22 protein-coding genes, 1 tRNA gene and 1 pseudogene are annotated in these 25,041 nt (G+C 70.1%); 12 read left to right on the top strand and 12 right to left on the bottom strand.

Features of this window, described 5'->3' with window-relative positions:
* Window position 1: 1 nt before the first annotated feature.
* Window positions 2–760 (bottom strand): exodeoxyribonuclease III, encoded by a 759-nt coding sequence (locus tag HNQ05_RS00790; RefSeq protein WP_147145107.1) that lies wholly within the window; start codon window positions 758–760, stop codon window positions 2–4.
* A 128-nt stretch (window positions 761–888) separates the two neighbouring features.
* On the opposite strand from HNQ05_RS00790, the gene HNQ05_RS00785 reads away from it, so the two are divergent.
* From HNQ05_RS00785 to HNQ05_RS00775, 3 genes are all read left to right on the top strand, one after another.
* Window positions 889–2,049 (top strand): NAD(P)/FAD-dependent oxidoreductase, encoded by a 1,161-nt coding sequence (locus tag HNQ05_RS00785; RefSeq protein ID WP_147145105.1) that lies wholly within the window; start codon window positions 889–891, stop codon window positions 2,047–2,049.
* Between the two features lie 10 nt (window positions 2,050–2,059).
* Complete coding sequence (locus HNQ05_RS00780; RefSeq protein WP_147145102.1) at window positions 2,060–2,488, top strand: helical membrane plugin domain-containing protein; 429 nt, start codon at window positions 2,060–2,062, stop codon at window positions 2,486–2,488.
* Between the two features lie 74 nt (window positions 2,489–2,562).
* Window positions 2,563–3,549 (top strand): hypothetical protein, encoded by a 987-nt coding sequence (locus HNQ05_RS00775; RefSeq protein WP_147145100.1) that lies wholly within the window; start codon window positions 2,563–2,565, stop codon window positions 3,547–3,549.
* On the opposite strand, the gene HNQ05_RS00770 is transcribed toward HNQ05_RS00775, so the two are convergent.
* The 9 genes and pseudogenes from HNQ05_RS00770 to HNQ05_RS00730 form a co-directional block, all read right to left on the bottom strand.
* Complete coding sequence (locus HNQ05_RS00770; RefSeq protein ID WP_147145098.1) at window positions 3,546–4,679, bottom strand: hypothetical protein; 1,134 nt, start codon at window positions 4,677–4,679, stop codon at window positions 3,546–3,548. The two genes, HNQ05_RS00775 and HNQ05_RS00770, sit on opposite strands and share 4 nt — an antisense overlap.
* Window positions 4,676–5,479 (bottom strand): discoidin domain-containing protein, encoded by an 804-nt coding sequence (locus HNQ05_RS00765; RefSeq protein WP_147145096.1) that lies wholly within the window; start codon window positions 5,477–5,479, stop codon window positions 4,676–4,678. The genes HNQ05_RS00770 and HNQ05_RS00765 overlap by 4 nt, the downstream gene beginning before the upstream one ends.
* Window positions 5,480–5,557: 78 nt before the next feature.
* Window positions 5,558–5,633: transfer RNA gene (locus HNQ05_RS00760), tRNA-Trp, on the bottom strand.
* Window positions 5,634–5,952: 319 nt separating this feature from the next.
* Window positions 5,953–6,867 (bottom strand): leucine-rich repeat domain-containing protein, encoded by a 915-nt coding sequence (locus tag HNQ05_RS00755; protein ID WP_147145094.1) that lies wholly within the window; start codon window positions 6,865–6,867, stop codon window positions 5,953–5,955.
* 413 nt (window positions 6,868–7,280) lie between these two features.
* Window positions 7,281–8,309, bottom strand: coding sequence for an ADP-ribosylglycohydrolase family protein (locus HNQ05_RS00750; RefSeq protein ID WP_183677504.1), 1,029 nt, complete (start codon window positions 8,307–8,309; stop codon window positions 7,281–7,283).
* A gap of 10 nt (window positions 8,310–8,319) precedes the next feature.
* Window positions 8,320–10,632 carry a glutamine--tRNA ligase/YqeY domain fusion protein gene (locus HNQ05_RS00745; protein ID WP_147145090.1) on the bottom strand — a complete coding sequence of 771 codons (2,313 nt, stop codon included), beginning with the start codon at window positions 10,630–10,632 and terminating at the stop codon, window positions 8,320–8,322.
* Between the two features lie 642 nt (window positions 10,633–11,274).
* Window positions 11,275–11,754, bottom strand: a pseudogene (locus HNQ05_RS00740) (transposase); the annotation flags it as partial.
* 1,012 nt (window positions 11,755–12,766) lie between these two features.
* Entirely contained in the window at window positions 12,767–15,652 is a 2,886-nt protein-coding gene (locus HNQ05_RS00735) for an adenosylcobalamin-dependent ribonucleoside-diphosphate reductase (RefSeq protein WP_147145086.1), read from the bottom strand.
* A gap of 122 nt (window positions 15,653–15,774) precedes the next feature.
* On the bottom strand, window positions 15,775–17,214 hold the full coding sequence (locus HNQ05_RS00730; protein WP_147145084.1) for a glycoside hydrolase family 13 protein: 1,440 nt from the start codon (window positions 17,212–17,214) through the stop codon (window positions 15,775–15,777).
* Window positions 17,215–17,321: 107 nt separating this feature from the next.
* Between HNQ05_RS00730 and gmk the strand changes: the two genes are divergently transcribed.
* The 9 genes from gmk to HNQ05_RS00685 are packed head-to-tail and all read left to right on the top strand — an operon-like array spanning window position 17,322 to window position 23,296.
* On the top strand, window positions 17,322–17,975 hold the full coding sequence (gmk, locus tag HNQ05_RS00725) for a guanylate kinase (RefSeq protein ID WP_147145083.1): 654 nt from the start codon (window positions 17,322–17,324) through the stop codon (window positions 17,973–17,975).
* 2 nt (window positions 17,976–17,977) lie between these two features.
* Window positions 17,978–18,280, top strand: a complete 303-nt coding sequence (gene rpoZ / locus HNQ05_RS00720) for a DNA-directed RNA polymerase subunit omega (protein ID WP_147145081.1) — start codon at window positions 17,978–17,980, stop codon at window positions 18,278–18,280.
* Between the two features lie 7 nt (window positions 18,281–18,287).
* Complete coding sequence (gene coaBC / locus HNQ05_RS00715) at window positions 18,288–19,520, top strand: bifunctional phosphopantothenoylcysteine decarboxylase/phosphopantothenate--cysteine ligase CoaBC (RefSeq protein ID WP_147145079.1); 1,233 nt, start codon at window positions 18,288–18,290, stop codon at window positions 19,518–19,520.
* Complete coding sequence (gene argR, locus HNQ05_RS00710; RefSeq protein ID WP_013458115.1) at window positions 19,510–19,968, top strand: arginine repressor; 459 nt, start codon at window positions 19,510–19,512, stop codon at window positions 19,966–19,968. The genes coaBC and argR overlap by 11 nt, the downstream gene beginning before the upstream one ends.
* Window positions 19,965–20,591: a MarC family protein gene (locus HNQ05_RS00705; RefSeq protein WP_147145076.1), complete on the top strand. Its 627-nt coding sequence runs from the start codon at window positions 19,965–19,967 to the stop codon at window positions 20,589–20,591. The genes argR and HNQ05_RS00705 overlap by 4 nt, the downstream gene beginning before the upstream one ends.
* An 11-nt stretch (window positions 20,592–20,602) precedes the next feature.
* Window positions 20,603–21,475, top strand: coding sequence for a homoserine kinase (gene thrB, locus HNQ05_RS00700; protein ID WP_147145074.1), 873 nt, complete (start codon window positions 20,603–20,605; stop codon window positions 21,473–21,475).
* Entirely contained in the window at window positions 21,460–22,197 is a 738-nt protein-coding gene (locus HNQ05_RS00695; protein WP_147145072.1) for a DUF4388 domain-containing protein, read from the top strand. The genes thrB and HNQ05_RS00695 overlap by 16 nt, the downstream gene beginning before the upstream one ends.
* A gap of 29 nt (window positions 22,198–22,226) precedes the next feature.
* Window positions 22,227–22,832 carry a TetR/AcrR family transcriptional regulator gene (locus HNQ05_RS00690; protein WP_147145070.1) on the top strand — a complete coding sequence of 202 codons (606 nt, stop codon included), beginning with the start codon at window positions 22,227–22,229 and terminating at the stop codon, window positions 22,830–22,832.
* Window positions 22,829–23,296: a methylated-DNA--[protein]-cysteine S-methyltransferase gene (locus HNQ05_RS00685; protein WP_147145068.1), complete on the top strand. Its 468-nt coding sequence runs from the start codon at window positions 22,829–22,831 to the stop codon at window positions 23,294–23,296. Before HNQ05_RS00690 ends, HNQ05_RS00685 begins: the two co-directional genes overlap by 4 nt.
* On the opposite strand, the gene HNQ05_RS00680 is transcribed toward HNQ05_RS00685, so the two are convergent.
* Together HNQ05_RS00680 and HNQ05_RS00675 are read right to left on the bottom strand one after the other, a co-directional pair.
* Entirely contained in the window at window positions 23,283–24,419 is a 1,137-nt protein-coding gene (locus tag HNQ05_RS00680) for an acetoin utilization protein AcuC (protein WP_147145066.1), read from the bottom strand. The genes HNQ05_RS00685 and HNQ05_RS00680 overlap by 14 nt on opposite strands.
* Window positions 24,407–25,036, bottom strand: coding sequence for a CBS and ACT domain-containing protein (locus HNQ05_RS00675; RefSeq protein ID WP_147145064.1), 630 nt, complete (start codon window positions 25,034–25,036; stop codon window positions 24,407–24,409). The genes HNQ05_RS00680 and HNQ05_RS00675 overlap by 13 nt, the downstream gene beginning before the upstream one ends.
* Window positions 25,037–25,041 lie beyond the last annotated feature (5 nt).

The raw sequence follows: 25,041 nt of genomic DNA, 5'->3' as shown, positions 1-25,041 counted from the left end.
CTTAAACGTCGAGCACGGCCACGACCGGGACGTGGTCCGAAGCGTAGGCGTCGTAGTAGATGTAGGCGTCCCGCAGACGGGGCAGCAGGTCTTCGGAGATAAGGATGTAGTCGATGCGCCAGCCGATGTTCTTGGCGCGGGCGTTGAAGCGGTAGGTCCACCAGGTGTAGGCCCCCGTCTCGTCCGGATGCAGGTGGCGGAAGGTGTCCACCCAGCCCTTCTTCAGGAAGGCGTCGATCCAGGCCCGTTCCTCGGGGGTGAAGCCGGCGCTCTTCTGGTTCTGCTTGGGGCGGGCGATGTCGATCTCGCGGTGGGCGACGTTGAGGTCGCCCATGAGGACCACGCCCTTCCTGGCGCGCAGGCCTTCGAGGTAGGCCTCGATGGCCTGGTCGAAGGCGAGCTTGTACCCCAGCCGCGGCAGCCCGCGCCCGGCGTTGGGGAAGTAAGCGTTGACCACGTAGTAGTGCGGGTACTCAAGGGTGACGACCCGCCCCTCCTCGTCGAACGCGTCGTGGCCGATCCCGTAGCTCACGTTCAGGGGCGGGACGCGGGCCAGCACCGCCACCCCCGCGTACCCCTTGCGCTCGCCGGCGTTCCAGTACCAGCGGTAATCTTCGAAGCCTTGGGGTAGCTCGGGGGGATCGTCCGCGCGCGTCTCCTGCAGGCCCAGCACGTCGGCGTCGAGGCCGCGGACCACGTCCCAGAAGCCCTTTTTCAGCGCCGCACGCAGGCCGTTGACGTTCCAGCTGGCCAGCTTCATACCCCGATTCTACGGCGGGGACGGTCCGGCCAAGATGACCCAAAGAAAGACATACGTACCTGTACCTTGTATGAGTAGCTGCCTACTATGGTGGTGATTACCTGGCGCTACGCGCCCTGGAGGAAGCTATGGCAAAGAAAGTGGTCGTGGTAGGCGGTGGCAGCGGCGGTCTGGTCGCTGCCCGCATGGTGCAAACGGAAGCCACGCGGTTGGGGCGTGACCTCGACGTCACCCTGATCTCCGCCAGCGAAAAACATTACATGCCCCCGCTCTGGTCCGAAGTGGCCCTGGGCACCGCCAGCCCCGAGGAGACCTGGGCCCCCATCAAGAACGCCGAGAAGGCCTATGGGTTCAAGGTGGTGGTGGACCCGGTCAAGACCTTCGACCTCGCGGGCAAGAAAGTGGTCACCGAGAGCGGCCAGAACTTCGATTACGACTTCCTGGTCATCGCCCTGGGTACGGCCTACGGCTGGAGCGACTACAAGGGCCTCGACCGGTACGGCTATCACAACTACACCGAGGAAGGCGCGCTCGAGCTCAAGCAGCAGCTGGCCACCTTCAAGGGCAAGAAGATCGTCTTCCTGGTGCCCGAGCTGCCCTTCCGCTGCGGCATCTACCCGCCCGAGATGGCGCTCAACCTGCGCGCCTACTTCGAGGCCCGCGGTCAGCACCCGGAGATCACCATCCTCTACCCCGCCGACGCCATCCGCATGGCGCTGGGCGAGGGGCTGGACCGCTTCTTCAAGCGCCGCTTCAAGCGCACCGGGATCAACTACGTCACCGGCTTCGAGCAGCTGCTCGAGGTGACCGAGAACAAGGTCGTGACCAAGCACGGGGAATACGAGTACGACCTGCTCATCAAGTCGCCGCCTTCGCGGCTGCCCAAGGTGCTGGCCGACAACGGTCTGGCCCACCCCGGCGATCCGCGCTGGTCGGTGGTCACCGGTCCCCTCTTCAAGCACCCCGAGCATCCCGAGGTCTACCTGGTGGGCGAGCACGCGATGCCACCGGTCGGCCTGCTCACCGCCGGCGTGCCCATCCACAACGCCGCGGTGATCGCCGGCGCCAGCATCCTCAACGAGGCCCTGGGCGGCTACATGATCCCCTCCTACGGCGACACCCTCTGCATGGGCCACAGCTTCGAGTCGGGCTTCGCGGGCAACTGCGAGTACTGGTGGATCCCCGAGGAGGGCAAGTGGGGCCACGCCTGCTACACCGTGGCGACCGGCCCGATGGTCCGGTTGATGAAGGACTCGTTCTACCGGGGCTGGCTCGACGCCCTGAGGTAAGGAGGAAGCCATGGCCGAGATTACGATCACCGAAGAAGACGCCAAGACCGTAGAAGAACTCATCCGCTTGGCGCGGCAGTTGAAGGTGGGGGGCTACCTGGGCATCTTCACCGAGATGACCACCAACGGCGACCTGCTGCTCGAGCACATCGCCGGCGAGCGCGAGGTCATCCGCGGGGCCGCCCTGGCCGAGGCGGCGATGGACCCCATCAAGAACATGCCGCCCACGCACGTGCCCAAGATCCGCCACAACCTCGTGCACCTGATGGGCCCGCTCGTCGAGGCGCTGGCCCAGACCAACCCCAAGGAAACGCCCAAGGTGGGCATGTTCGGTGCGCTCAAATACCTGAGCGACCCCGGCGTGCAGAAGGGGCTGGGCTTCCTCCTGGAGCTCGCCAAGAACCTGGGCAAGGCGATGGACGAGTACGAACCCCGCTAGTCCTCCCTCCTGCCAACGGCGCCACCCGGTCCGGACGGGCGGCGCCGTTTGTTCGGTAACCATTACACTAAGGTATGCGCCTGCGATTCTGGAGTTACCCAGGTATACTTATGCTGCTGTTGCTATCCGCCGCCTGCACGGCCGGCCGCCCCGCGCCCGGCCCCGGGGACGCCCCTCCCGGCTCGGGCGGGCCCACCCTGGCCGGCTGCCCCGTCTTCCCGGCCGACCACGTCTGGAACACGCCCGTGGACGACCTGCCCGTCCACCCCGACTCTGCGGCCTACATCGCCAGCATCGGCCCCGACACCGGCCTCCACCCCGACTTCGGCGCGGGCCTGTGGGAGGGCGAACCCATCGGCATCCCCTTCAACCTGGTGGACGCCGTCACCCCCCGGGTTCCGGTCGCGTTCCTCTACGACGACGAGAGCGACCCCGGCCCCTACCCCATCCCCGCGGACCCGCGGATCGAGGGCGGTTCGGACCGGCACCTGCTGGCGCTCGACACCACGAGCTGCACCCTATACGAGCTCTACGCGGTGGAGCAGGGCACCGCGGGCTGGAGCGCGGGCAGCGGCGCCGTCTTCGACCTCAGGGGGTACGCCTTGCGGCCGGACGGCTGGACCTCCGCCGACGCCGCCGGGCTGCCGATCCTGCCGGGGCTGGTGCGCTACGACGAGGTGGCCGCGGGCGAGATCCGGCACGCCCTGCGGTTCACGGCCTCGCGCACCCAGCGGGCCTACGTCTGGCCGGCACGCCACTACGCCTCGAGCCGCACCGACCCCGATCTGCCGCCGATGGGGCTGCGCCTGCGGCTACGCGCCGACTTCGACACGAGCGGGTTCTCACCCGAGGTGCAGGTTCTGCTCGAAGCGCTCAAGAAGTACGGGATGATCCTGGCCGACAACGGCGCCGACGGGTTCATCAGCGGCGTACCCGACGACCGCTGGGACAACGACACCCTGGTGACCGAGCTGCGGCGCGTCAAGGTGTCGGACTTCGAAGCGGTGGACACCCGCCCGCTGATGCTCGACCCCGACTCGGGCCGCGCCCGCCAGCCCTAGCGCCGGACCTCGAAGACGAAGACCCCGCCCCCCGCTCCGCCCGCGTAGACCCGCCAGCCCTGCGGGACGGGGGCGAAGGCCAGGTTGGACGCGAGCGCCTCCGGCAGCGGCAGCCGGCGGCGCACCCGGCAGACCTCGGGGCCGCAGTCGACGACGACCAACCCGGGCTCGCCGAAGCCGGCGAGCACCAGCACGTCGCCCGCGGCGCCGCGGCCCAGGCGCACGGCCAGATCGAGGTTGCGCGAACCCAGTGCGTGGGCGGTGACCCCCAGGGCGTGGGTGCGGAGGCTCAGGTCGGGCAGGGCGTAGACGGCCAAAGGGCCGCCGAGGTGGGGCGTGTGCACCGCATAGGCGCGGTCGGGTGCGGCCGCGAAGGCGTTGAGCCAGCGGAAGCCGCGCCCCATGGGCCGCCCCTCGGCGACCGGCGCCAGCCCGCCTTCGCGCCACGCCAGCAGCACCAGTCCGGCGCCTGCGTCGGGGCGCGAGCGCGTCACCAGCACCCGCCCGGAGCCGGCCGGGAGCGCCCGCAGCTGCTCCAGCACCGCCGGAGATCCGGGGCGGTAGCCGGCCACGGCTTCGAGGGTCTCGGGATCGAAGAGGGTGAGGGCCCCGGCCTCGAGGCCGTCGCCCAGCACGCCGTGCGGGTAGCGGGCGGTGGGCCCGGTCAACAGGGCGAGCGCGGAGCCCCGGGGCCCCTCGACCCAGACGGGCTGGGCATCGGGGAGGGCGTCGGCAGAGCGCCGGAGCTCGAGCCCCAGGTCGCGGCCCAGCCGCAGCAGCTCCCGGCCCCCAGGCCCCAGCGCGAAGACCCTGCCCTCGCGACAGGCGGGGCGGGCGTCCGGGGCCACGGCGACGTCCGAGCGCGCGGGGTTTCCCAGGCGGCCGAGGCGGCCCGCGCGGGTCACCCCAAGCACGTCGGGGCCGCAGGCGGTGAGGAAGCCGGGCCGCCAGCGGCCGGCGATCGGCACGGCCCCGCCCGCCTCGAGCCGCCAGGCCGTTCCCGCGGAGGTGAGCGCGTAGACGCCGGACGGGACGGCCTCGATCCAGACCACCGCGGCGGGCAGCCGCAGCGGCGGCCCCGCGGCCAGCGCGAGCGCGGTCAGACCGATACCCGCCAGCGCCCGCCTCACGGTTTCGCGAACACCCCCACCTCGACCGCGCCGGTGTTGCCCCCGCTCGAGCTTTGCACCCGGAAGGTGAAACGCCAGCCGCGCGCCCCCGCCACCGAGAAGAGGTACATCCGGTCGGCTCCGCCGAGCTCGAAGGGTCCGTAGATCCGCCCCGCCCCGTCCTCGACGACGAAGCTCCGCACCTGGGCGCTCGAGCCCATGGTGCGCGTCCAGAAACCGAAGGCGGCCACCTCCACCGCGCGGCCCAGCTCGACGGTCAGGAAGGCGGCGTCGCCGTCGCCGTCCGACGACCACTCCGTCGCCGGGTCGCCGTCGATGGCGGCGTTCGCGCCCCAACGCGCGTCGTTGGCCGCCCCGCCGTAGTTGCTGGAAACGGCGACGACGCGTGCGCCGGCGGCCAGCGAGGCGAGGTTGACGGCCCCCTCGGGGTCGACCCGGGCTTTGGGCGCGGCGAAGCTGTAGGTCCGGCTGGCGTAGAGGCGGCCCGCCGGGTCGCTCCCCTGAAGCCGGTAAAAGTAGCGCCGACCCGGCTCGATCCGCCCGAAGACGATGCGGTGGTTGCGGTGCGCGGCCGCGCCCATCTGCTGGTCCAGGGCGATCCGGCCGAAGGCTTCGGATTCGCCGTAGACGACCACGCAGGCCAGATCGATCCGCGTTTCGAGCTCCAGGTAGGCCCCGCCGCCAGGTCCGAAGCGCACCTGGAGCGGGGCGGTGAGCAGGGGTTCCACCGGTTGCACCCCGGGCGGCGCGGCGAGCGCGAAACCCAGCAGCAGACCGGCGAACGGGATTCTTCGCAGCATGACCGCAGTGAACCACGAACCCGGCCCGGCCAAGGTAGCGCGCACGACAAGCGCCCTGGCCGTTCGGCCAGGGCGTTGTGGCGGGCCGCGGAGGACTCGAACCCCCAACCCCCGGTTTTGGAGACCGGTGCTCTGCCAGTTGAGCTAGCGGCCCCTACGCAACGGCGATTCTAGCATGCAGCCCGCGGGTCGGCAAGCAACGGCCAGCGGTCAGCACGCCCGGGACCCCTTGGCGAACGGCGCCTCTCCCGGCTGATGGGGAGCCCCCGCCCGAGACCCAGCAAGGCCGCTCTCAGGGGGTTCCGGACGCGTGCTCGGGACCTGAAACGGCCTGCCTGAGTCGATGCGGGCGCTCCGGATACGGTGGGGCTCCGACCTTGATGCGTTCGCGCAGCCCGGTACGTTCTACCGCTCGGCGCTTCCAGGCCGACCGCGGCGGCCCGAACGTGGGAAACCCTCCCCCCGGGAGCCCGTCACCCCGGTTCCCCAGCTTCGTAGGGATGGAAGTTCAACTGGATGACGTCCACCCCCTTAGAGCGCGCGCGATGGATCTTGGTCAGCTGGCGGCCGTGGCGCCCCGCAAGGGAGCGGAGCTCGTCGTCGCCCGGGGTGCCGGTCGGTGAGGTGAAGCCGGCGAGGGTCAGGTGCGGCAGCAGAAAGACGTCTTCGAAGCCGAAATGCTCCTTGCCCGCCATGACCCACAGCTTCTGCAAGTGTTTGAGCTCGCGCAGCCCCGCCATGTCAACGCGTAGCTCTTTGTGGCTACCGGCTACGTAGAAGGTTCGCATCTTCGGGAAGGTGCGGATCCTGATCATGCCGGTCGCCTTGGGAAGCTGCTGCAGGTGGAGGTGCTCGAGCCGGCTCAGACGGTCCAGCGCGCGGAGGTCCACCAGGTTCCTGACGAGCGAAAGTTCCATCGATTTTAGCTTGGGGTGGTCTTCAAGGCCCTCGAGGCTGCGCAGCCGGCCCTGCACCAACGTCAGCGACTGTAGGTGCTTCATGCTGGAAAAGAGGGAACCGTCCAGACCGGTGTAGCCCGCAATCCCGATCTCGATCAGGTCGGGCAGGCCGGACAGTTGCTTTTCCGCGGGCTTGACCTGGTGGATGTGCAACCTCCGCAGGCGCGGGAAGATCCTCAGATCCAGGCCGTTCTTCGGCCAGGCATCGACATAGAGGTGCTCCAGGTTCTTGAACTGCTCCAACCCTTCCACGACGCCCAGCGCGCCCAGCTTGATGCTCTTCAGCTCGAGCGCCTTTTCGCCCAGGTCGGGAATGCGGAAGGCCTGATCCCGTCCGCCGCTCAACTCCAGCACCTCGAACCGACGAGACCAAAACGAGCGCGTGGTCTCGTCGTTCCACCCAAACCTACAGACCAGGCGGTAGGCCAAAGGACCGGGCTTTGGATCAATTTTAACGAGAAGCTCCGTTTCTGGCTGGGGGTCTCGATCTATCGGCATGTGGATGGTTTCGTTGGGATTCTGCTCATGGTGTAGGCCACTTTGAGGCCGTGCCGCCGAGATGGATCGGCTCTTCCCCGCCGGACGCTCGCGAAGGGTTTCCTGCTCCGATCCGGACCGATACCGGATTTTAGCACGCGCTGCCGCAATCCGCGGCCATCGCCAAGAGCAAAGACCCGCGGCTCAGGCTCTTCCAAGGAAGCGATGCGGGCCCAAACTTGGGTGAAGCGCGAAATGGCCTGCTCACGCATCGCAGGGCTGAAGTTGCGTGCGCGTACGTCCTCCCGGGCACCGGTCTCCTTACCCGGGGGTCTGGGGGTGGGTCGGGTGGGCCGGCCGCCGCGCTACGCCACCCCGAGACGGCTGATCCGCTCGATCTCGGCGGCGGCACTCACCTGCCACCATTCCGAGGGCGTGCGCGAGCGCAGCTTGCGGTCGCCCAGGTACGCGCCCAGCCAGGCCCCGGCCAGCGCCGCCATGGTGTCGGTATCGCCGCCCGCGTTCACGAGGGTGAGGAAGACCGCCTCGGGCTCTTCGGGGTGGCTGAGGAAGACGGCGGCGGCGCTGGGGAGCGACTCGAGCACGAAAGCGCCGGTCCGGAAGTGCTCGAACGCCTCCTGAGGCCGTCCCTGAAAACCCCCCACCTCCCGCAGGAGACCCGCCAGCGTCACGCTCCTGCGCTTGCGGTGCCGGGTCGCGAGCGGGCGTTCCAGCCCGTCCACCGCCGCGACCGCCCAGGCCAGCGCGCCCGCGTCCGCCGGGCCGCCGCGCGCCAGCCAGCCCACCCAGAGCGCGTGAACGATCGAGCTGGCCACGGCGGTGGGGTCGCGGTGCGTCACCAACGCCTGCAGGAAGGCCGCCCGCCGGATCGCGTCCGGCGATTCGAAGAACAGCCCCACCGGCGCCGCGCGCATGGCCGCCCCGTTTCCCGCGGAGGCGCTTCCCGCCAGCCACCAGGCCGCGCCGCGGCCGAGCCGCTCCAGAGCCTGGCGGGTGGCCCAGCCCGCGCCCACCAGCTCCGGACCCGTGCGCAGGAAACGCCGCACCAGGTCCTCGGGGTCGAGGGTGCCGCGCTCGAGCAGGCTCGAGGCAACCGCCAGGGTGAGCTGGGTGTCGTCGGTGACCGTCCCCGCGGGGCGCTCGTGGTGCGGCAGCAGGCGGCGCACCGGCGCCGCGGCACGGCGAGAACCCGGACGGCCTTCCACCGGAGCGCCCAAAGCGTCGCCGATGGCGACGCCGAACAGCGTCCCGCGCACCCGTCCCACCGTCAGCGGTCGGGGTTCGAACGGCCACGAAAGCGGACGCTCGAAGGCGTCCAGGTTCCAGCCCTCCGCCTCGAGCGCCCGGCGCACCTGCTGCCAGGCGGTTTCCACGTCCTCAATTTTACGCGGAGCCGCGGTCCAATTGTTGGCTAAGCACGCTTTGAACCCGCTTCGGGTCGGCCCGCCCCGCGCTCGCCCGCATCACCTGCCCCACGAAGAAGCCCATCAGGCCGCGCTTGCCCGCCCGGTAGGCCGCCACCTCGTCGGGGTGCGCCGCCAGCACCTGGCGCACCAGCGCCGCGAGCGCCTCCGCGGAAAGCTGGTCCCGCGCCAGCGCCCGCGCCCGCTCGAGCGGGTCGCCGCCGCTGGCGAGCGTCTCCTCGAGCGCCTGCTTGGCGACGCGGCGGTCGAAGGCGCCCTTCTCCAGTTCGGCGAGCAGCGCCATCAGCGCCTGCGGCTCGACCGGCGCCTCGCCGGCGCGGATGGCCCGGCCCAGCACGTGCACCACCCAGGGCGCGGCCAGCGCCGGCGGGCCGAAGGCCGAGCAGTCCTCCAGGTAGGTGCGCAGCCGCTCGTCCCGGGCGATCTGCAGCGCCTCGGCCTCGCCCACGCCCAGGTGGCGGCAGCGCTGGTAGACTTCGCGCTCCTCGGGGCCGAGCGCCGCCGCCTTGTCCTCGGGCCTGGTCTTCTTTGCGGGCCTAGGCTCGCGCTTCGCCTCCTGCTTTTGCGCGCCCGCCTTCTTCCAGGTGTCCTTGAGGGTGATGATGCGGTTAAAGACCGGTTTCTCGCCGCGTCCCAGCTCCGGGTCGCGCCAGAAGTAGCCCAGGCGCTCGAACTGGTAGCGGGTCTCGGGGTCGTCGGCGGTCACGCTGGGCTCCACGTAGCCCTGCAGCACCCGAAGCGAGCCGGGGTTGTAGTGGTCCAGGAACGATCCCTCGCCGGCGTCGGGGAAGGGCACCTTGAAGAGCCGGTCGTAAAGCCGGAACTCGGCCGGCACCGCGCCCGCGGCCGCCACCCAGTGGACCGCGCCCTTCACCTTCACGCCCTCGGGGTTTTGGCCCAGGGTGTCCGGCAGGTAGACCCCGCGCAGCTCCACCACCTCGCCGGCGTCGTTCGTGACCGCCTCGTCGATCCGCACCACGTAGGCGTGGCGCAGGCGGGTGTGGCCGCCCACGACGAGGCGCTTCCAGCCCTTGGGGGGCTCGAGCGCGAAGTCGGACCGCTCCACCCACAGCTCGCGCCCGAAGGGCACCTTGCGGCGGCCGGGCTTGCCCACGTCGGGCGGAAAGTAGGGGGCCTCCAGCTCCTCGACCTTCCCCTCGGGGTAGTTGGTGAGCACCAGCCTGAGCGGCTCGGTCACCGCCATCACCCGCGGGGCGATGGGGTTGAGGTCGTCGCGGATGGCCCACTCCAGGAGGGCGATGTCCACGGTGCGGTCGGTGCGGCTGATGCCCACCTTGCGGGCGAAGGCGACGAGCGCCTGGGGCCGCACCCCGCGCCGGCGCAGGCCCGCCAGCGTGGGCAGGCGCGGGTCGTCCCAGCCGTCCACCAGGCCGCGTTCGACCAGTTGGATCAGCTTGCGCTTGCTCACCACGGTGTACTCGAGGCTGCGGCGGCCGAACTCGATCTGCTTCGGCCGCGGCCACTCGGGCAGGCCGCACTTGCCCGCCAGGTTCTCCACCAGCCAGTCGTAGACCGCCCGGTTGTCGATGAACTCCGACGAGCACAGCGAGTGGGTCACCCCTTCGATGTAGTCGGAGAGCGGGTGGGCGAAGTCGTACATCGGGTAGACCTTCCAGCGGCCGCCGGTGCGGTAGTGCTCGGCCTTGAGGATGCGGTAGAGGATGGGGTCGCGCAGCTTCATGTTGGGCGCGCTCATGTCGATCTTGGCCCTGAGCACGTGCGCCCCCTCCTCGAACTCCCCGGCCGCCATGCGGCGGAAGAGGTCCAGGTTCTCCTCCACCGGGCGGTCGCGGTAGGGGCTGGGCCGGCCCGGCTTTTCCACCGTGCCTCGGTAGGCGCGAATCTCCTCCTCGCTGAGCGAGTCCACGTAAGCCTTGCCCTCCTTGATGAGCTGCTCGGCCATCTCGTAGAGGCGGTCGAAGTAGTCGGAGGCAAAGTAGAAGTGTTCGCCCCAGTCCCACCCCAGCCAGGCCATGTCGCGGCGGATGGCCTCGACGTAGCGCATCTCCTCGGTGAGCGGGTTGGTGTCGTCCATGCGCAGGTGGCAGCGGCCCCGGTAGTCGCGGGCGATGCCGCAATCGATGAAGCTGGCGATGGCGTGCCCGATGTGGGGAAAACCGTTGGGCTCGGGCGGGAAGCGGGTAACGATCGTCTCGTACCTGCCCGAACGCAGGTCTTCGTCGATGATCTCGGTGATGAAGTTGGGGGGCACCAGACGCTCGGAGTCCGGAGGAATGCGCGAAGCCGGCATGGGCTTATGTTAACGGCTGGCGAACGCGGGCGCGGGCGGAGCGGGCAAAGCGCAGTACGTGGTGCGTGGTATGTGGAAACAAGGAAGCTTGTGGCCTGTAACTTGTGGCTTGTAGCAGGGCCGCTAGCGGCAACTTAATTTCGGCTTCGTGTCCAGCAAGGACCACAGATCTGGAGGGTCGGTGTGCAATGCGTGGTTCATGGAGCGTGGTAGCAGGACCGGCTTGTGCGGCTCATGGCCTGTAGCTTGTGGCCTGTGGTGGGCCAACCCTCGGTAACCGAATTTCGGCTTCCCGCCTGGCATGGACCCCGGTTCTCGGCGGCCTAGCCGCCTCGTGCGGGGATACGACTTGAATTAGGAAAAGAAGAGGCAGTTCGTTTCCCCGGCCAAGCGGGTCACATTGACCCGCGCGAGCCGGGGTCCATGCCGCGTCCGAACTCCACGGTTTGGTCGCCGCGAAATAATGCTCCCTCCCCTGGGGGAGGGTTGGGGAGGGGGTTGTTGGCGATGCCCGAGCCAAAAGCTGGTCGTTGATTCGTGACCAGCCCACATCCCACATCCAGCATTTCGGCATACAACCCCCCTCTGGCGGCTATGCCGCCATCTCCCCCAAGGGGTGATACCGTCTTCCCCGTCAACCCCTCAGGCCACCAGGGCCTCCCGGCCCTGCTCCCGGTAGTAGGCCTTCAGTCTGCCCATGAGCCGTCGCAGGATCTTGTGCGCCACGGCCACCAGGGCCTGCTTCTTGCTCTTGTGATTGGCCAGCAAGCGGTGGTAGAAAGCCTTCATCTCCGGGTCGTTCCTAGAGGCCACCAGGGCGGCCAGGTAGAGCTTTTTCCTGAGCAGGGCGGGGCCCTTCCTGGAGAGGCGGCTCTTCCTGACGCTGCTTCCCGAGTGCTGCTGTTCGGGTATCAGCCCGGCGTAGGCGCTGGCCTGCTTGGTCTTGCCCCAAAGCTCCGGGGGCAGGAAGGCCAGCACCGCAGCGGCCACCTGGGGCCCCACGCCCTTTTGCGCGAGCAGCACCCGGTACTCGGGAACGATCTGCAGCAGGCGCCGCGCCTCGGCCTCCGCCTTCTCCAAGAGGTCTCGGAGCTGCGCCCTTTCCTCTTCCAGCCAGGCGAGGGTCACGGGGCCGCAGCCCGGCGCGGCCTTCCAGCGGGCTCAGGAGGGCGGAGCGGCCCTGTTCGCTGTTGCGGAAGCGGTGGAGCCTGACCTCCCCTGAAGCCGAACGCAGCAGGGCCAGGTCGAGCGCTTCCTTGCCAACGTCGATTCCCGCGTAGGTCATCGCCTCACCTCCAATAGACCTGCTAGAACAGGTTTGCTAGATTGGGGGTTGGCCACCCGACCCCGTAAGCCGACCATGTAGATGCGGTCCTGAAAGACCGGGATACCGTGCGGCCGAGACCCCGGGGCGGGTGGCCGCCTATCACCCCTGCGGGCATGTCGAAAGCGGCCCAAGGGTTTTTGCGGCTGTTTCCCCCTGGGGGAAGGATACACGTTTCCCCGGGGGCAAGATACATAGGTTTTAAAATTGGTCGTCAGACAAAGTGTAGCGCTCACTATGCTGTAAGCTCTGGATCCCCCGCTTTCGCGGGGGCAGGTCCAGCTCGCGCAGGCCCCTGGCCTGCTTGGCTGGAATGACGAAAAAATGGCTGAACAAAATCCACTTGCAGCTCAAGGCCTAGGATCCAGACCGGGTCACCGACCCGTGACTGAGGTTGCACCAACATCCCGGAAAAGCGGCTTGTGGCCTGTGTCGGGGCCCGTCAGCAGCAACGGAATCTCGGGGTGCTACACAGCATGGACCCCGGATCTCGGCAATCTACGGTTACCTCGTCCGGGGATACGTTCTTGTTCAGGAAAAGAAGCTGATCGTGTCCCCGGCCAAGCGGCCATCTTGGCCGCGCGAGCCGGGCTTGACCCGGACTTGATCCGGGGGCCATGCCGCGCTTAAAATCCACGGTTCAGTCACCGTAGAGTAATGATCCCTCCCCTGGGGGAGGGCCGGAGTGGGGTTGTTGGTGATGCAAGAGCCAAAGGTTGGCCTTCCGCCCCGCGGCAGGTCTGCAGCCTGTACCCAAATAAATCGAGCGGGGGCGGCGACGCCGCCCCAAAAGCGCGAATGGAACCTAATCTAACCGCACTTCGAATAGCCGCAGACCTCGCAGGTCAGGCAGCCGTCTTCCACCTTCAGCGGCGCACCGCACTCGGGGCAGGCGCTGGCGCTGTTGCCCGGGCCGGCGGTCACCTGCACCTTGGGAGGCTGTTGGGCCACCGGCGCGGTCTCCGCGCCCGCCTCGGCCCCTTCGGGGAAATGGGGAATGGACTCGAGCGCCACCGCAATCAGGTCGGCCTTGCTGGCGACGAAGCGCTTGTGGTAGTTGCCGTAGAGCCCGCCGTTGATGCCGCGCAGGGTCTTGACGATGGCCTCGGGCGGCACGCCGTACTGGAGCGCGATGCTGACCACGCGGCCCAGCGCCTCGCTGTCGGCGTTGGCCTCGTCGCCGGCCTTGCCCGAGGTGATGATGACCTCGATGGGGTGCCCGCCGGCCATGTTGACGGTGACCAGGTAGGAGTGGCGTGAACCTTCGGAGCTGGTGAGCTTGACCATGTCGGTGAAGCCGAAGAGGCGCGCGGGGCGTTCGTGCACCGGCTTGCCGGGGTGCGCCGCGGGGGCCTCGGCCGCGGGTTCCGCGCGGTCGGCAGCGGCCGCGGGCGCGGCTTCGTCCGCCGCCTCCTCGTCCTTCGTCACCGAGAGCACCTGGTAGTCGCGGCTGCCGTCACGGTAGACCGTCACCCCCTTGCAGCCGGTGCGGTAGGCCTCGGTGTAGGCGGCCTCCACGTCCTCGACGCTGGCCTCGTGGGGCAGGTTGATCGTCTTGGAAAGCGAGTTGCCCACGTAGCCCTCGGCGTCGAAGGCGCGCTGCACCACGCCCTGCATGCGCACGTGGTCGAGCGGGCTGACGTCGTGGGCGCACTTGAAGACGGCGCGGATGGACTCGGGCACGACCTCGAGCCCCTGCACCGAGCCGTGGTTCTCCTGGATGGCGGCGATCAGCTTGTCCCAGTCCCAGGCGCCGTCCTTTTCCCAGTCGGGGTGGGGCGGGTGCTGCTCCATAAGCTCCTGGAAGAGCGGGTGCACCAGCGGCTTGTACTCGCCGCCGATGCGGCGCCAGACGAAGGGGCTGAAGACCGGCTCGATGCCGCTGGAGACGCCCATGAGCATGCTGGTGGTGCCCGTGGGCGCCACGGTGAGGACGGCCAGGTTGCGGCGCGGCTTGATGCCCATGCCGGCGAAGTACTCGGCCTCCTCCTGGTAGAGCGGGAAGACGCCGCGCTCGGCGCCCAGGGCCTCGGAGGCCGCCAGCGCCTCCTCGCGCATCACCGACATGATCTTCCACACCGCCTCGCGCGCGGCTTCGGAGTCGTAGGGGAGACCCATCTTGATGAGCGCGTCGGCCAGCCCCATCACGCCCAGACCCAGGCGGCGCAGCCGCTGGCTGGCCTCACGGTTGTCCTCGAGCGCAAAGACGTTGACGTCGAGCACGTTGTCGAGGAAGCGCACCGCGGTGCGTACGTCGCGCCGGAAGGCCTCGTAGTCGAAGGCGCCGTCCTCGACGTAGGCCGCCAGGTTGAGCGCGCCCAGGTCGCAGGGCTCGCCCACGGTGAGGGGGATCTCGCCGCAGGGGTTGGTGGCGCGGATCTGCCAGCGCTCACCCAGCCCCTTGAGCGCCGACTTCTCGTTGACGCGGTCGATGAAGATGAGCCCCGGCTCCCCGGTGGCCCAGGCGTGCCAGGCCACCTCGTGCCAGATCCAGCGCGCCGGTATGCCGCCCTCGTAGACCGGGACCGGCCGGGCGCCGTCCTCGGCCACGCCCAGCTCGGGCCACTCGCCGGTGTACTCGCCCTCGACCGGCTGCAGGTAGTACTTGCCCGGCACCGGGCGCAGGCGAACCGGCCAGAGCGCGTCCTTTTCCAGCGCCTCCACGAAGGCGTCGCTGGCCAGGATCGAGATGTTGAAGGTGGAGATGTCGCCCTCGGCCGCCTCGCGGTCGAGGTCCTTGGCGGTCAGGAAGTCGAGCACATCGGGGTGGGCCACGTCGATCGTGGCCATGCCCGCGCCGCGGCGGGTCCCCCCCTGCCGCACCACCCGCAGGACGGGGGCGTAGACGTAGCGCAGCGTGGCCACCGGCCCGGCGTCGGGGCCGCCGCGGTTGGCCCACTCGAGGAAGTTGTCGTAGATCTCGAGCAGGTAGCTGACCGGACCGCTGGCGGTGCCGCCCGAGCTCTTGACCTCGGCCCCTTCGTGCCGCAGCTGGCTGAAGTCCACCCGCGGCTCCTTGCCCGCCAGCGCCAGCCGCGCCGCTTCGGCCGCGGCGTCCATGATGCCGCCCATGTCGTCGCTGACCACGATGACGTCGTCGGGCCGTACGGGCACGGTCAGCACGCCGTGGCGGCGCGCCAGAGCGGTGAGCTCGGGCCCCAGGTCGCCGTAGATGACCCGCGTCCAGTTGCGCACCGGATGGGGCACCTTGTCGCCGTCGGGGTTGTTGGAAGGGCGCATCAGGCCGCGGATGAAGTCCTCGACGTCGCGGTGGCCGGCGTCCATGTAGGCGATGCCGCGCACCACCCCCACGGGCCTTTCCCGGTAGACGTAGGGGTCCAGGTTCACACCGTTGCCGCCGCCCACCTTGGTCACCAGGGCCAGCTTCTTGGCGACCTCCATGATCCCCTCGAAGCTTTCGGGCGGGTTGGCGGTCGCCCCCTGCACGAAGCAGTTGAGAACGTTGCCGTGCGCGGTTCCGGCCCCCGCGAGGACGCGGCCGCCGGGGCAGAAGCGCTTGGTGGCCATCAGCTCGTAGAAGGTGTCGGCCCAGCCTCCGCGGGTGGCGTCGTCCTCCGGCAGCGCCACCCAGTCGGCGACGCGGCGGAAGATGCCGAAGACGTCACCGTCTCCGGGCTGCAAGTACTGGCGTTCGGCAATGGCTTTGGCGTGCTCGTCAAAGATGGATGTGTTCATGCGTGCGAACCCCTCGTATGCAACAAAGAACGAAACGTTTTAACCCCGATTTAACACAACATCTGGTTGTGTACGCTGACCAATATACCACTCGTTGGGGGTATGGGGGTGCTCCTGTGCACCTAGTCGCGCGGCGCCCAGACCTCCAGCGTCCACGGGGGCAGCTCCGCCCCGCGCAGACGGCCCCCGCGGCAGTCGAGCCGGCCGTCGTGCAGCAGGCCGCGGAAGCGGGCGTGCGGCGCCGGACAGGGAAGGTCGAGCGTCCAGGCGCGGGCGTCGGCGTTGACCGTGACCCGGTAGCGCCCGCGCACGAAGGCCGCCCGGCGCCCCTCGGCCCACCAGGCGTCGAACCCAGCGGCGCGCAGGTCTTCGTGCTCCCGACGCAGGTTGAGGATCGCGCGGACCCGGTCGCGCAGCCCGTGGTTCCAGCGCTCGGGGTGTGCCCAGGGGAAGGCGCGGCGGTTGTCGGGGTCGTGGACGCCCGGAAGGCCGATCTCGTCGCCGTAGTACAGGTTGGGCGCCCCCGGCAGGACGACGAGGAGCTCGAGCGCCAGCGCCGCCCGGCCGGCATCGTCCCGCATCATGGTGAAGAGACGCGGGGTGTCGTGGCTGGTCAGCAGGTTGAGCTGCAAGCGGTTGGCCTCCGCGGGGTAGCGCCCCAGCACCGCGTCCACCCGCTCCGCCCAGCCCGCAGCATCCAGCGCCGGCACGTCCCCCAAACCGCTGCGGGCCGCCAGGTCGCGGTCGAAGGCCTCGCCGCCGACGAAGCCCAGCACCGCCCGCCCCAGGGGGTAGTTCATCACCCCGTCGAAGGGACCCGCGGGGGCCACCCAGTCGGGGGCCTCGTGCCAGATCTCCCCTACCAGGTAGGCCTCGGGGTTCGCCTCCTTGACCCGCCGGCGGAACGCCGACCAGAACTCCATGTCGGCAATCTCCTCGGGTACGTCGAGCCGCCAGCCGTCGGCGCCGAAGCGGATCCAGTACTCGGCCACGTCGAGAAGGTAGTCCCGCACCGCGGGCGTCTCAGTGCGCAGCTTGGGCAGCTCGGGGTTGTCCCACCAAGCCGCGTAGTTGGGCCGGCTGCCGTAGGCGTGCAGTGGAAAGCCCTTCACGTGGTACCAGTCGCGGTAAGGGCTCGCGGGGCCGTTCTCGAGCAGGTGCTGGAACGCGAAGAAGCCCCGCCCGGTGTGGTTGAAGACGCCGTCGAGGATCACCCGCAGGCCGCGTGCGTGGGCGGCGTCGAGCAGGTGCCGCAGCGCCTCGTCCCCGCCCAGGATGGGGTCGACGCGGAAGTAGTCGCTGGTGTGGTAGCGGTGGTTGGCGCTCGAGGCGAAGACGGGGTTGAGGTAGATGGCGTTCACGCCCAGCTCGACGAGGTAGTCGAGCTTCTCGGCCACGCCCCAGAGGTCGCCCCCTTTAAACCCGCGGACGGTGGGAGGACCGTCCCAGGGCTCGTAGGGGTCCGCGGGGCGCGGGTGCGCCGCGGGGCGGCCGGAACGGAAAAAGCGGTCCGGGAAGATCTGGTAGAAGGCGGCGTCGGTAACCCAGTCCGGTGGCTTCATCGTGCACCATGCTACCCCCAAGCCGCGGGTCGCTGCGCGGTTGCATAACCCCCGTTATCCATGCAATATTCAGGGGTACGCGCTTCCAGCGCGGCAAGGGGGAGACGGTGCGAGGAGACCTGTTCGTCATGACCGGCGCTTCGGGGGTGGGGAAGGGTACGCTGCGTGCCCGCCTGATGGAGCGCGTCAAGCTGCACTACTCGATCTCGATGACGACGCGCCCGCCGCGCGAAGGCGAGCGCCACGGGATCGACTACTGGTTCGTCGACGAGGCCACCTTCGAGCGCACCAAGCGCGAGGGCGGGTTCCTCGAGTACGCCACCTACGTGGACCACAGCTACGGGACGCCGCGGGCGCCGGTGGAGCGGGCGCTCGAGCGCGGCGAGGACGTACTGCTCGAGATCGAGGTGCAGGGGGCCCTGCAGGTGGCCGAGAGGATGCCCGAGGCCCAGCTGATCTTCGTCATTCCCCCCTCCCTCAGCGAGCTGCGGCAGCGGTTGCTGCTGCGCGGGAAGGACAGCCTCGAGAAGATCGAGAAGCGGCTGGCCCGCGCCCGCGAGGAGATCGCGCTGGCCGACCGGTTTCACTACGTGGTCGTCAACGACCTCCTCGCCGACGCGGTGGCCGACCTTGAACGTATAATCATGGCGAGGCGTCGTATAGTTAACCGGATGCGCCCGGCGCTCGCGCGCGCCCTGGAGCGCGATCCGGACCTCGAAGCCGAACTCGACGAGATCGCGAAGCGGATGCAACGGAGGTAACCGTGGCGGAACCTGGAATCGACAAACTGCTGGCCCTCACCGACAACAAGTACAAGCTCACCGTGGTCATCGCCAAACGCGCGCAGCAGCTGTTGCGCTTCAACTTCAAGAACACCGTCCTCGCGCCCCCCGAGTGGCCCAAGATGCGGACCATCGAAGGGGAGCTGCCCGACCCCAACCCGGTTACCTGGGCCATGCGGGAGCTGCAGACGGGCCGGCTGGTGATCGGGGAGAACCTCATCCCCGAGGACAAGCTGAGCCGCGTCATGGAAGAGGTCTACCCCACCGAGCCGGAGCTGGAGTAGTCCGCAGGTGAGCCGCAGCGCGTCGGGACGGGTCGTGGTCGCCGCCGGAGGAGGCGTGGCGGCGATGAAGACGCCGTTCTTGTTGCGCCGTCTGCGCGATGCGGGGTTCGAGGTGCGCGCCATCGCCAGCGACCGCGCCCTCGCCTTCACCACCGAGACCGCCCTGGCCGTGGCCGCCGGCGGCCCGGTGGCCACCGAGGCGCGCTGGTTCGCCGCGGAGGGGGACGCGCTCCACCTCGACCTGGCGCGCTGGGCCGACCTGCTCGTCGTCGCCCCCGCCACGGCGGCGGGGCTGGCGCGGGCGGCCGCGGGCCTGGCCGAGGACCTGACCACGGCCACGATCCTGGGCGGCGCCCGCCGGGTGCTCTGGGCCCCGGCGATGAACCCGGAGATGTGGCAGCACCCCGCCACCCGGGCCAACGTCGAACGCCTGCGCTCCTGGGGCCACGCCTTCGTGGGCCCCGAACACGGCGCGCTGGCCGCGGTGGGTGAGGGCGAGGGCCTGGGCCGCATGAGCGAGCCCGAGACGATCGTCGAGCACGTGCGCTACCATCTCACCCCCAAGGACCTCGAGGGCTACACCGTGCTGGTGACGGCGGGCCCCACCCGCGAGTACTTCGACCCGGTGCGCTTCATCTCGAACCCCTCCTCCGGCAAGATGGGTTACGCCGTCGCCGAGGCCGCACGCGACCGCGGCGCCCGCGTGCTGCTGGTCAGCGGCCCCACGGCGCTGCCCGAGCCCTGGGGGGTCGAGGTCGTGCACGTCGAGCGGGCCGAGGAGATGTACGCGGCGGTGCTCGAGCGTTTTCCCGAAACCGACGCGGTGGTCATGGCCGCGGCCGTCGCCGACTGGCGCCCCGCACGAACCGCCGACGAGAAAACCCCGAAGCAGGAGGGGGCAAACGTCGTCGAGCTCGCCCCCACCCCCGACATCCTCGCCGAGCTGGGTCGGCGCAAGTCCCCGCGGCAGGTGCTCGTCGGCTTCGCCATGGAGACCCGCGCCGGGCGCGAGCGCGCCCGCGCCAAGCTGGAACGCAAGAACCTGGACCTGATCGCCCTCAACTTCCCCACCCGGGCCGGCAGCGCCTTCGGCGGGGACCACAACGAGGTCGAACTCCTCTTCCCCGACGGCCGCGTCGAGGCGACCGGGCGCGTCACCAAGCGCAGCGTCGCCGAGCGCATCCTCGACCACGTCCGCGAGCTGCTGATCGCAAAGGAGGCCGAACGCGATGCCCAATAAGGAGAAACGGCACAAGAAGATCCAAGAAATCGTATCCAAGGAGGAGATCTCCACCCAGGCCGAACTGGTCGCGCGGCTGCAGAAGGAAGGCTTCAACGTGACCCAGGCCACGGTCTCGCGCGACATCAACGAGCTTCGGCTCGTGCGCATCCCCCTGGGGAAGGGCAAGCACAAGTACGCGCTGGCCCCGATCCAGCTCGAGGAGGACGTGGCCCGCGAGATCGAGGGCCGCTTCCGCGAGTTCGTGAAGGACATCGACCGCGGCGAGAACGTGCTCGTGATCCGCACCGAAGACGGCCACGCCACCGGCATCGCGCTCCTGATCGACAAGCTGCACCGTGACGACATCGTGGGCACCCTCGCGGGCGAGGACACCATCCTGGTCGTCGCGCGCACCTCGGACGACGCCGAAAAGCTCGTGGACGACTTCGCGGCCTTCCTCGCGTGACCCTGCTGGCGGCCAAGGCGCTGCTCACCCTCTTCGTCGTCATGGACCCGGTGGGGCTGGCGCCGGTCTTCGTCGCGCTCGCCGGCGGCCGCCCCGCCGCGGACCAGGTGCGCATGGCCCGGCGCGCCGTCCGGGTGGCCGGCGGGGTGCTGCTGGCCTTCGCCCTCTTCGGGCCGGCGCTGCTCGAGTACCTGGGGATCAGCCTCGACGCCTTCCGGGTGGCGGGCGGTCTGCTGCTGTTGAAGATCGCCGTGGACATGGTCTTCGCTCACCGCGAGCGCGAGACCGACGAGGAAAAGGCCGAGGCCAGCCTGCGCGAGGACATCAGCGTCTTCCCGCTGGCCATCCCGCTGCTGGCGGGGCCCGGCGCCATGACCAGCGTGATGATCCTCACCGCGGAGTCCCGCAGCGTCCCCGGCGGCTTCTTCGTCGTGCTGGGCGCGGTGGTGGTCGTGCTGCTGCTCGCCTACGCGGCGCTGGTGCTCGCCGCCCGCCTGGCGCGGCTGCTGGGGCGGACCGGCGTCAACGTCGTGACCCGGGTGCTGGGCGTGCTCCTCTCCGCCCTCGCCGTGCAGTACATCGCCGATGGCGTCATCGACTTCCTGGCCCTGGCGGTAGGCTAAACTCCTAAGAGATGGAGCGCGTCCACGTCCCCGCCACGCTCGCCAACCTCGGCAGCGGATTCGATGCGCTCGGGGTCGCGCTCGCGCTCTACCTGGAAGCCGAGGCCGAGCCCGCGGAACGCGACCGCTTCCACTACAGCGGCGAGGGCTACGTCCCCGACACCCCCGACAACCTGGTGCACCAGGCCTTTCGCGCGGCCTTCGCCCGCGCCGGCGAGGCCGCGCCGGCCGTCGAGATCCGCCTCTTCAACCCCATCCCGCTGGCGCGCGGCCTCGGCTCGAGCGCCGCGGCGCGCGTCGCCGGTGCGGCGCTGGCCGACCGCCTGCTGGACGGGCGCCTCGGCCGGGAGGGCGTCTTCGCGGTGGCCGCCGAGCTCGAAGGCCACCCCGACAACGTCGCGCCCGCGGTCTTCGGCGGCTTTCAGCTCGCCCTCGCCCGGCCGCTGACCCACGTCCCGCTGGCGCACCCCGAGGGGCTGCGCTTCGTCGTGGCCGTGCCCGGCCAGCCGCTGGCCACCGCCCAGGCGCGCGCCGCGCTGCCCGCAGAGGTGCCCCACGCCGACGCCCGCTACAACCTGGCGCGCGCCGCGCTGTGGGCCGCGGCGCTGGCTCAGGGGCGGCTCGAGCTGCTCGCCGAGGCGGCCCGCGACCGGCTGCACCAGCCCTACCGCCTCGAGCTGATGCCGGGAGCCGCCGAGGCGCTCGAGGCCGCCTACGCCGCGGGGGCGCTCGCCGCCTTCGTGGCGGGCGCCGGGCCCAGCGTGGCGGCGCTGACCGACGCGGCCGCGCCCGGGGTGGTTCGGGCGCTCGCGGACTACGCCGGACCCGAGGGACGGCTGCTGACCCTTAGCATAGGAGGGGGGCTGACGTGGAAGGCAACCTGAGCACCATGCCGCTGGTGGACCTGCTCGAGCTGCTGCACTCGGGCCGCAAGTCCGGCGTGCTGCGGATCGAGGGCCGGCCCCCGCTGGTGCTGCGCCTGCAGGCCGGCGAGGTGGTGGGCGGCGGCATCCTCGACTGGGAGGGCCTCGAGGCCATCGCCGCCTTCGACCTGCACACCCCCGAAGGCGCGTTCCACTTCGAACCGGGGCTGCAGTCGGGCAAGGTGATCCGCCCCATGCAGGCGCTGCTGGGCGAGTGGGCGCGCCTGAACGACGAGTGCCGCCGCTTCCTGCAGGCGATCGACTCCCCTTCACGGGTCTACGAGAGCCTGGACGCCACACCCCCCTTCGACGTCTTCGTGGGCGGGCGCAGCGTCCGCGGCGCCGCCAAGGCCTGGGGCGTCCCCCTGATCATCGCCATGGAGCGCGTCTGGACGGGGCTGCGCAGCGGCGACCTCACCCCGCTCGGGCGCTACGCCTGGTACGGCCTGCGCATCCGCCACCCCCAGGCTCGCCGCAAACCGCCCGAGGACGGCGACCTGAGCCAGCTCATGGACGGCCGCGTCAACCTGGGCGAGCTGGTCGCCGCGGGGGTGGAGCCGAACCGGCTGCGGCGCTACCTGATCGAGGGCATCGCCGCCGGCGACCTGCTCTTCCCCGGCCGCGGCTGGCTGTTGCGCGACCTGACCTGGGAACTCGAGCACACCCCGGCCCCGCCTTCGTGATCACTTTTTGAATCGGGTATACTATCTTCATGCAGGGCCTTCGGGAACGCCAAAAACAGCGCCGCCGCGAGCGGATCCTGCGCACCGCCGTCGAGCTCTTCAAGGAACGCGGCTTTCAGCAGACCACCGCGGTGGACATCGCCAAGGCCAGCCACGTTTCCCGCGGCACCTTCTTCAACTACTACCCCTACAAGGAGGCGGTGCTGCTCGACTACGGCGCCGAACTGCTGGAGCTCGCCTGGGGCGAGGCCAAGGCCGCGCTCGAGCGCGGCGTTCCTCCGGTGGAGGTGCTCGAGGCCTTCTGGAACCGCCTGGCCGAGCTGAGCGAGCGGGAGCTGGGGCGCGAGCTGCTCTCGCACCTGGCCTACGAGCTGGTCAACCCCGACCCCGAGCGGGCGCACGCCGCCTACGAAGCCCTGCCCCTGGCCCAGTTCGTCGCCGAGATCCTGCGCCCCCTGGCCCGCGCCGGGCGGCTGCGCACCGACCTCTCCCTCGACCGCATGGCCAACTCGATCGCCGACGCCTTCCTGCTCGCGGTGCTGCGCTGGGCGGGGCACACCCCCGACCGCAGCCTCGCCGGCGAGCTGCAGAAGTTCCTGACCATCGTCCTCGAGGGCGTGCTCGCCCGTCCGTGAACCTCGCCTGGGCCTTTCTGGAAACCCCGATTGGGCTGTTGCGCGTCGAGGCCAGCGCCGCGGGGCTGACGCGGGTGCACCTCGCGGGAGCGCCCCAAAACGAGGCGGAAGGCCCCGGCTGGGCGCACGTGACGCGGTTCCTGGACTTCGCGGAGCGCTACTTCGCGGGCGAACCCGTCGGCTACGCCGGAGCCCTCGACCTGAGCGGGGCCACGCCGCAGCAGGCGGCCCTGTGGCGCTACGTGCAGTCCATCCCCTACGGCCGCACCCAAAGCTACGCCCAGGTGGGGCGGGCGCTGGGGCTGCACCCCCGGGCCGTCGGAGCCGGGATGCGTGCCGTTCCCTGGCTGCTGGCCGTCCCCGCGCACCGGGTGATCCACGCCGACGGGCGCGTGGGCGGCTTCGCGGGGATGGAAGGGGTCAAGGCCTGGCTGCTCGCCTTCGAAGGCGTCAATCCGGCGTAAGGTACTTGCTGACCACGTCGAGCAGGCGGTCGACGTTGCTGCGGTTGTAGCGCTCGATCTCGGGACGCCGCGGCACCAGCGGCGGCCCGTGGGCGTCGTGCAGCTCGGCGCTGAGCGTCTGCCCCAGCCGCTCGCCCCAGCGCTCCCGCCAGCCCTCGGGCAGGCGTTCGGGGAGCCGCTGCCCCTTGAGCAGGAAGTAGAGCAGCGCCCAGACCCGCACCGCGGCGTCGAAGGAGTACCCCCCGCCGAGCGTGAAGAGCACCCGGCCCTCGGTGTACTGCTCCGCGCCTTCGAGGACGCGGTTGAAGATCCGCTCGTAAGCCTGGGTGGTGAGCATCAGGTCGGCCAGCGGATCGAGGAAGTGGGCATCGGCCCCGGCCTGGACCAGGATCACGTCGGGCAGGAACCAGGCCAGCGCCTTTTCGAAGACCCGCTCGAAGGCCTCGAGGTAGCAGGCGTCGCCGGTGTAGGGCTCGAGCGGCAGGTTCCAGCTGTATCCGGTGCCGCCGCCCTGACCCAGCTCGAAGACGCCGCCCGTGCCCGGGAACAGGTAGCGGCCCGACTCGTGCAGCGAAAGCGTGAGCACCCGCGGATCCTTGTAGAAGATCCACTGCACCCCGTCGCCGTGGTGGACGTCCACGTCGACGTAGAGGACGCGCATCCCCGCCTCCAGGAAGTGGTGGATCGCCACGGCGAGGTCGTTGTAGACGCAGAACCCCGAGGCGCGGTCGAACTGGGCGTGGTGCAGGCCGCCGCCCAGCTGCAGCACCCTGCGGGCGGTTCCGCCGCTCACCAGCCGCGCCCCGGTGAGCGTTCCCCCCACCAGCCAGCGCGCCGCGGCGTCCATTCCGGGAAAGACCGGGGTGTCGCTGGTGCCCAGGCCGTAGTCGTCCAGGTCGTCGGGGGGCACCCCCCGGCTCGCCGCCTCCACCCGGCGCACGAACCGCTCGGCGTGCACCGTGAGCACGTCCTCGCGCCGCGCCTGGACGGCCGCGACCGGGCCCCAGGCGGGGTCGAGCTCCGCGAGCAGCTCGACCAGCATGGCGAGCCGCTGGGGGCTGAAGGGGTGCTGCGGCCCGAAGTCGTAGGTCAGGTATTCGGGCCTGTAGACTACCGGGACCATGGCTTTTCGGGCGGCCAGAGCACCTCGAACCCCGCGGCCCGCAGTTCGTCGGCGAGCTTGCGGGTTTCCAGGCTTCCCACGCGCAACACGTTGCGCACCCAGCCCGGCTCGTCGGGGTAGGTGAGCAACGAGTGGATGTTGACGCCCCGCTCGGCGAAGAAGGCGGCCAGCTTGGCCAGCTTGCCGGGCCGGTCGGGCAGGCGCACCTCGACGCGGCCGCTGGGCAGCCGCGCCCCGGTAAGGGCCACCAGCGCGTCGAGCAGGTCGATGCCGGTGATGATGCCGACCAGCTCGCGGCCGTCCACGACCGGCAGGCAGCCGATCTTGCGGTCGCGCATCACCCGCGCCGCCTCCTCGACGGGGTCGAGCGGGTCGGCGGTGAGCACCGGGGTGTTCATCACCTCCTCGACCCGCGCCTGGGGGGTGAAGGGCATGGGCGAGAGCTCGCTGGTCGCGAGCCGCACGTCGCGGTCGGTTAGGATGCCGACGATCCGCCCGCCCTCGACGACGGGCAGGTGCCGGATGCCCTGCTCCCACATCAGGGCGTTGGCCTCTTCGAGCGTGGCCCCGGTGGAGATCGTGATCACCGGGGAGTGCATCACATCGCGTACGAGCATCGCAC

The sequence above is a fragment of the Oceanithermus desulfurans genome, from assembly GCF_014201675.1.
GTDB classification, from domain to species: Bacteria; Deinococcota; Deinococci; order Deinococcales; family Marinithermaceae; genus Oceanithermus; species Oceanithermus desulfurans.
The sequence above is the reverse complement of the archived record's forward strand: the minus strand, read 5'-3'. Positions and strand labels throughout refer to the sequence as shown.

Excerpts from the sequence above, each read along its gene's own strand:
- HNQ05_RS00790 (WP_147145107.1), bottom strand. The coding sequence starts at position 760 with ATGAAGCTGGCCAGCTGGAACGTCAACGGCCTGCGTGCGGCGCTGAAA.
- HNQ05_RS00785 (WP_147145105.1), top strand. The coding sequence starts at position 889 with ATGGCAAAGAAAGTGGTCGTGGTAGGCGGTGGCAGCGGCGGTCTGGTC.
- HNQ05_RS00780 (WP_147145102.1), top strand. The coding sequence starts at position 2,060 with ATGGCCGAGATTACGATCACCGAAGAAGACGCCAAGACCGTAGAAGAA.
- HNQ05_RS00775 (WP_147145100.1), top strand. The coding sequence starts at position 2,563 with ATGCGCCTGCGATTCTGGAGTTACCCAGGTATACTTATGCTGCTGTTG.
- HNQ05_RS00765 (WP_147145096.1), bottom strand. The coding sequence starts at position 5,479 with ATGCTGCGAAGAATCCCGTTCGCCGGTCTGCTGCTGGGTTTCGCGCTC.
- HNQ05_RS00745 (WP_147145090.1), bottom strand. The coding sequence starts at position 10,632 with ATGCCGGCTTCGCGCATTCCTCCGGACTCCGAGCGTCTGGTGCCCCCC.
- HNQ05_RS00735 (WP_147145086.1), bottom strand. The coding sequence starts at position 15,652 with ATGAACACATCCATCTTTGACGAGCACGCCAAAGCCATTGCCGAACGC.
- HNQ05_RS00730 (WP_147145084.1), bottom strand. The coding sequence starts at position 17,214 with ATGAAGCCACCGGACTGGGTTACCGACGCCGCCTTCTACCAGATCTTC.
- argR (WP_013458115.1), top strand. The coding sequence starts at position 19,510 with ATGCCCAATAAGGAGAAACGGCACAAGAAGATCCAAGAAATCGTATCC.
- thrB (WP_147145074.1), top strand. The coding sequence starts at position 20,603 with ATGGAGCGCGTCCACGTCCCCGCCACGCTCGCCAACCTCGGCAGCGGA.
- HNQ05_RS00690 (WP_147145070.1), top strand. The coding sequence starts at position 22,227 with ATGCAGGGCCTTCGGGAACGCCAAAAACAGCGCCGCCGCGAGCGGATC.
- HNQ05_RS00680 (WP_147145066.1), bottom strand. The coding sequence starts at position 24,419 with ATGGTCCCGGTAGTCTACAGGCCCGAATACCTGACCTACGACTTCGGG.
- HNQ05_RS00675 (WP_147145064.1), bottom strand. The coding sequence starts at position 25,036 with ATGCTCGTACGCGATGTGATGCACTCCCCGGTGATCACGATCTCCACC.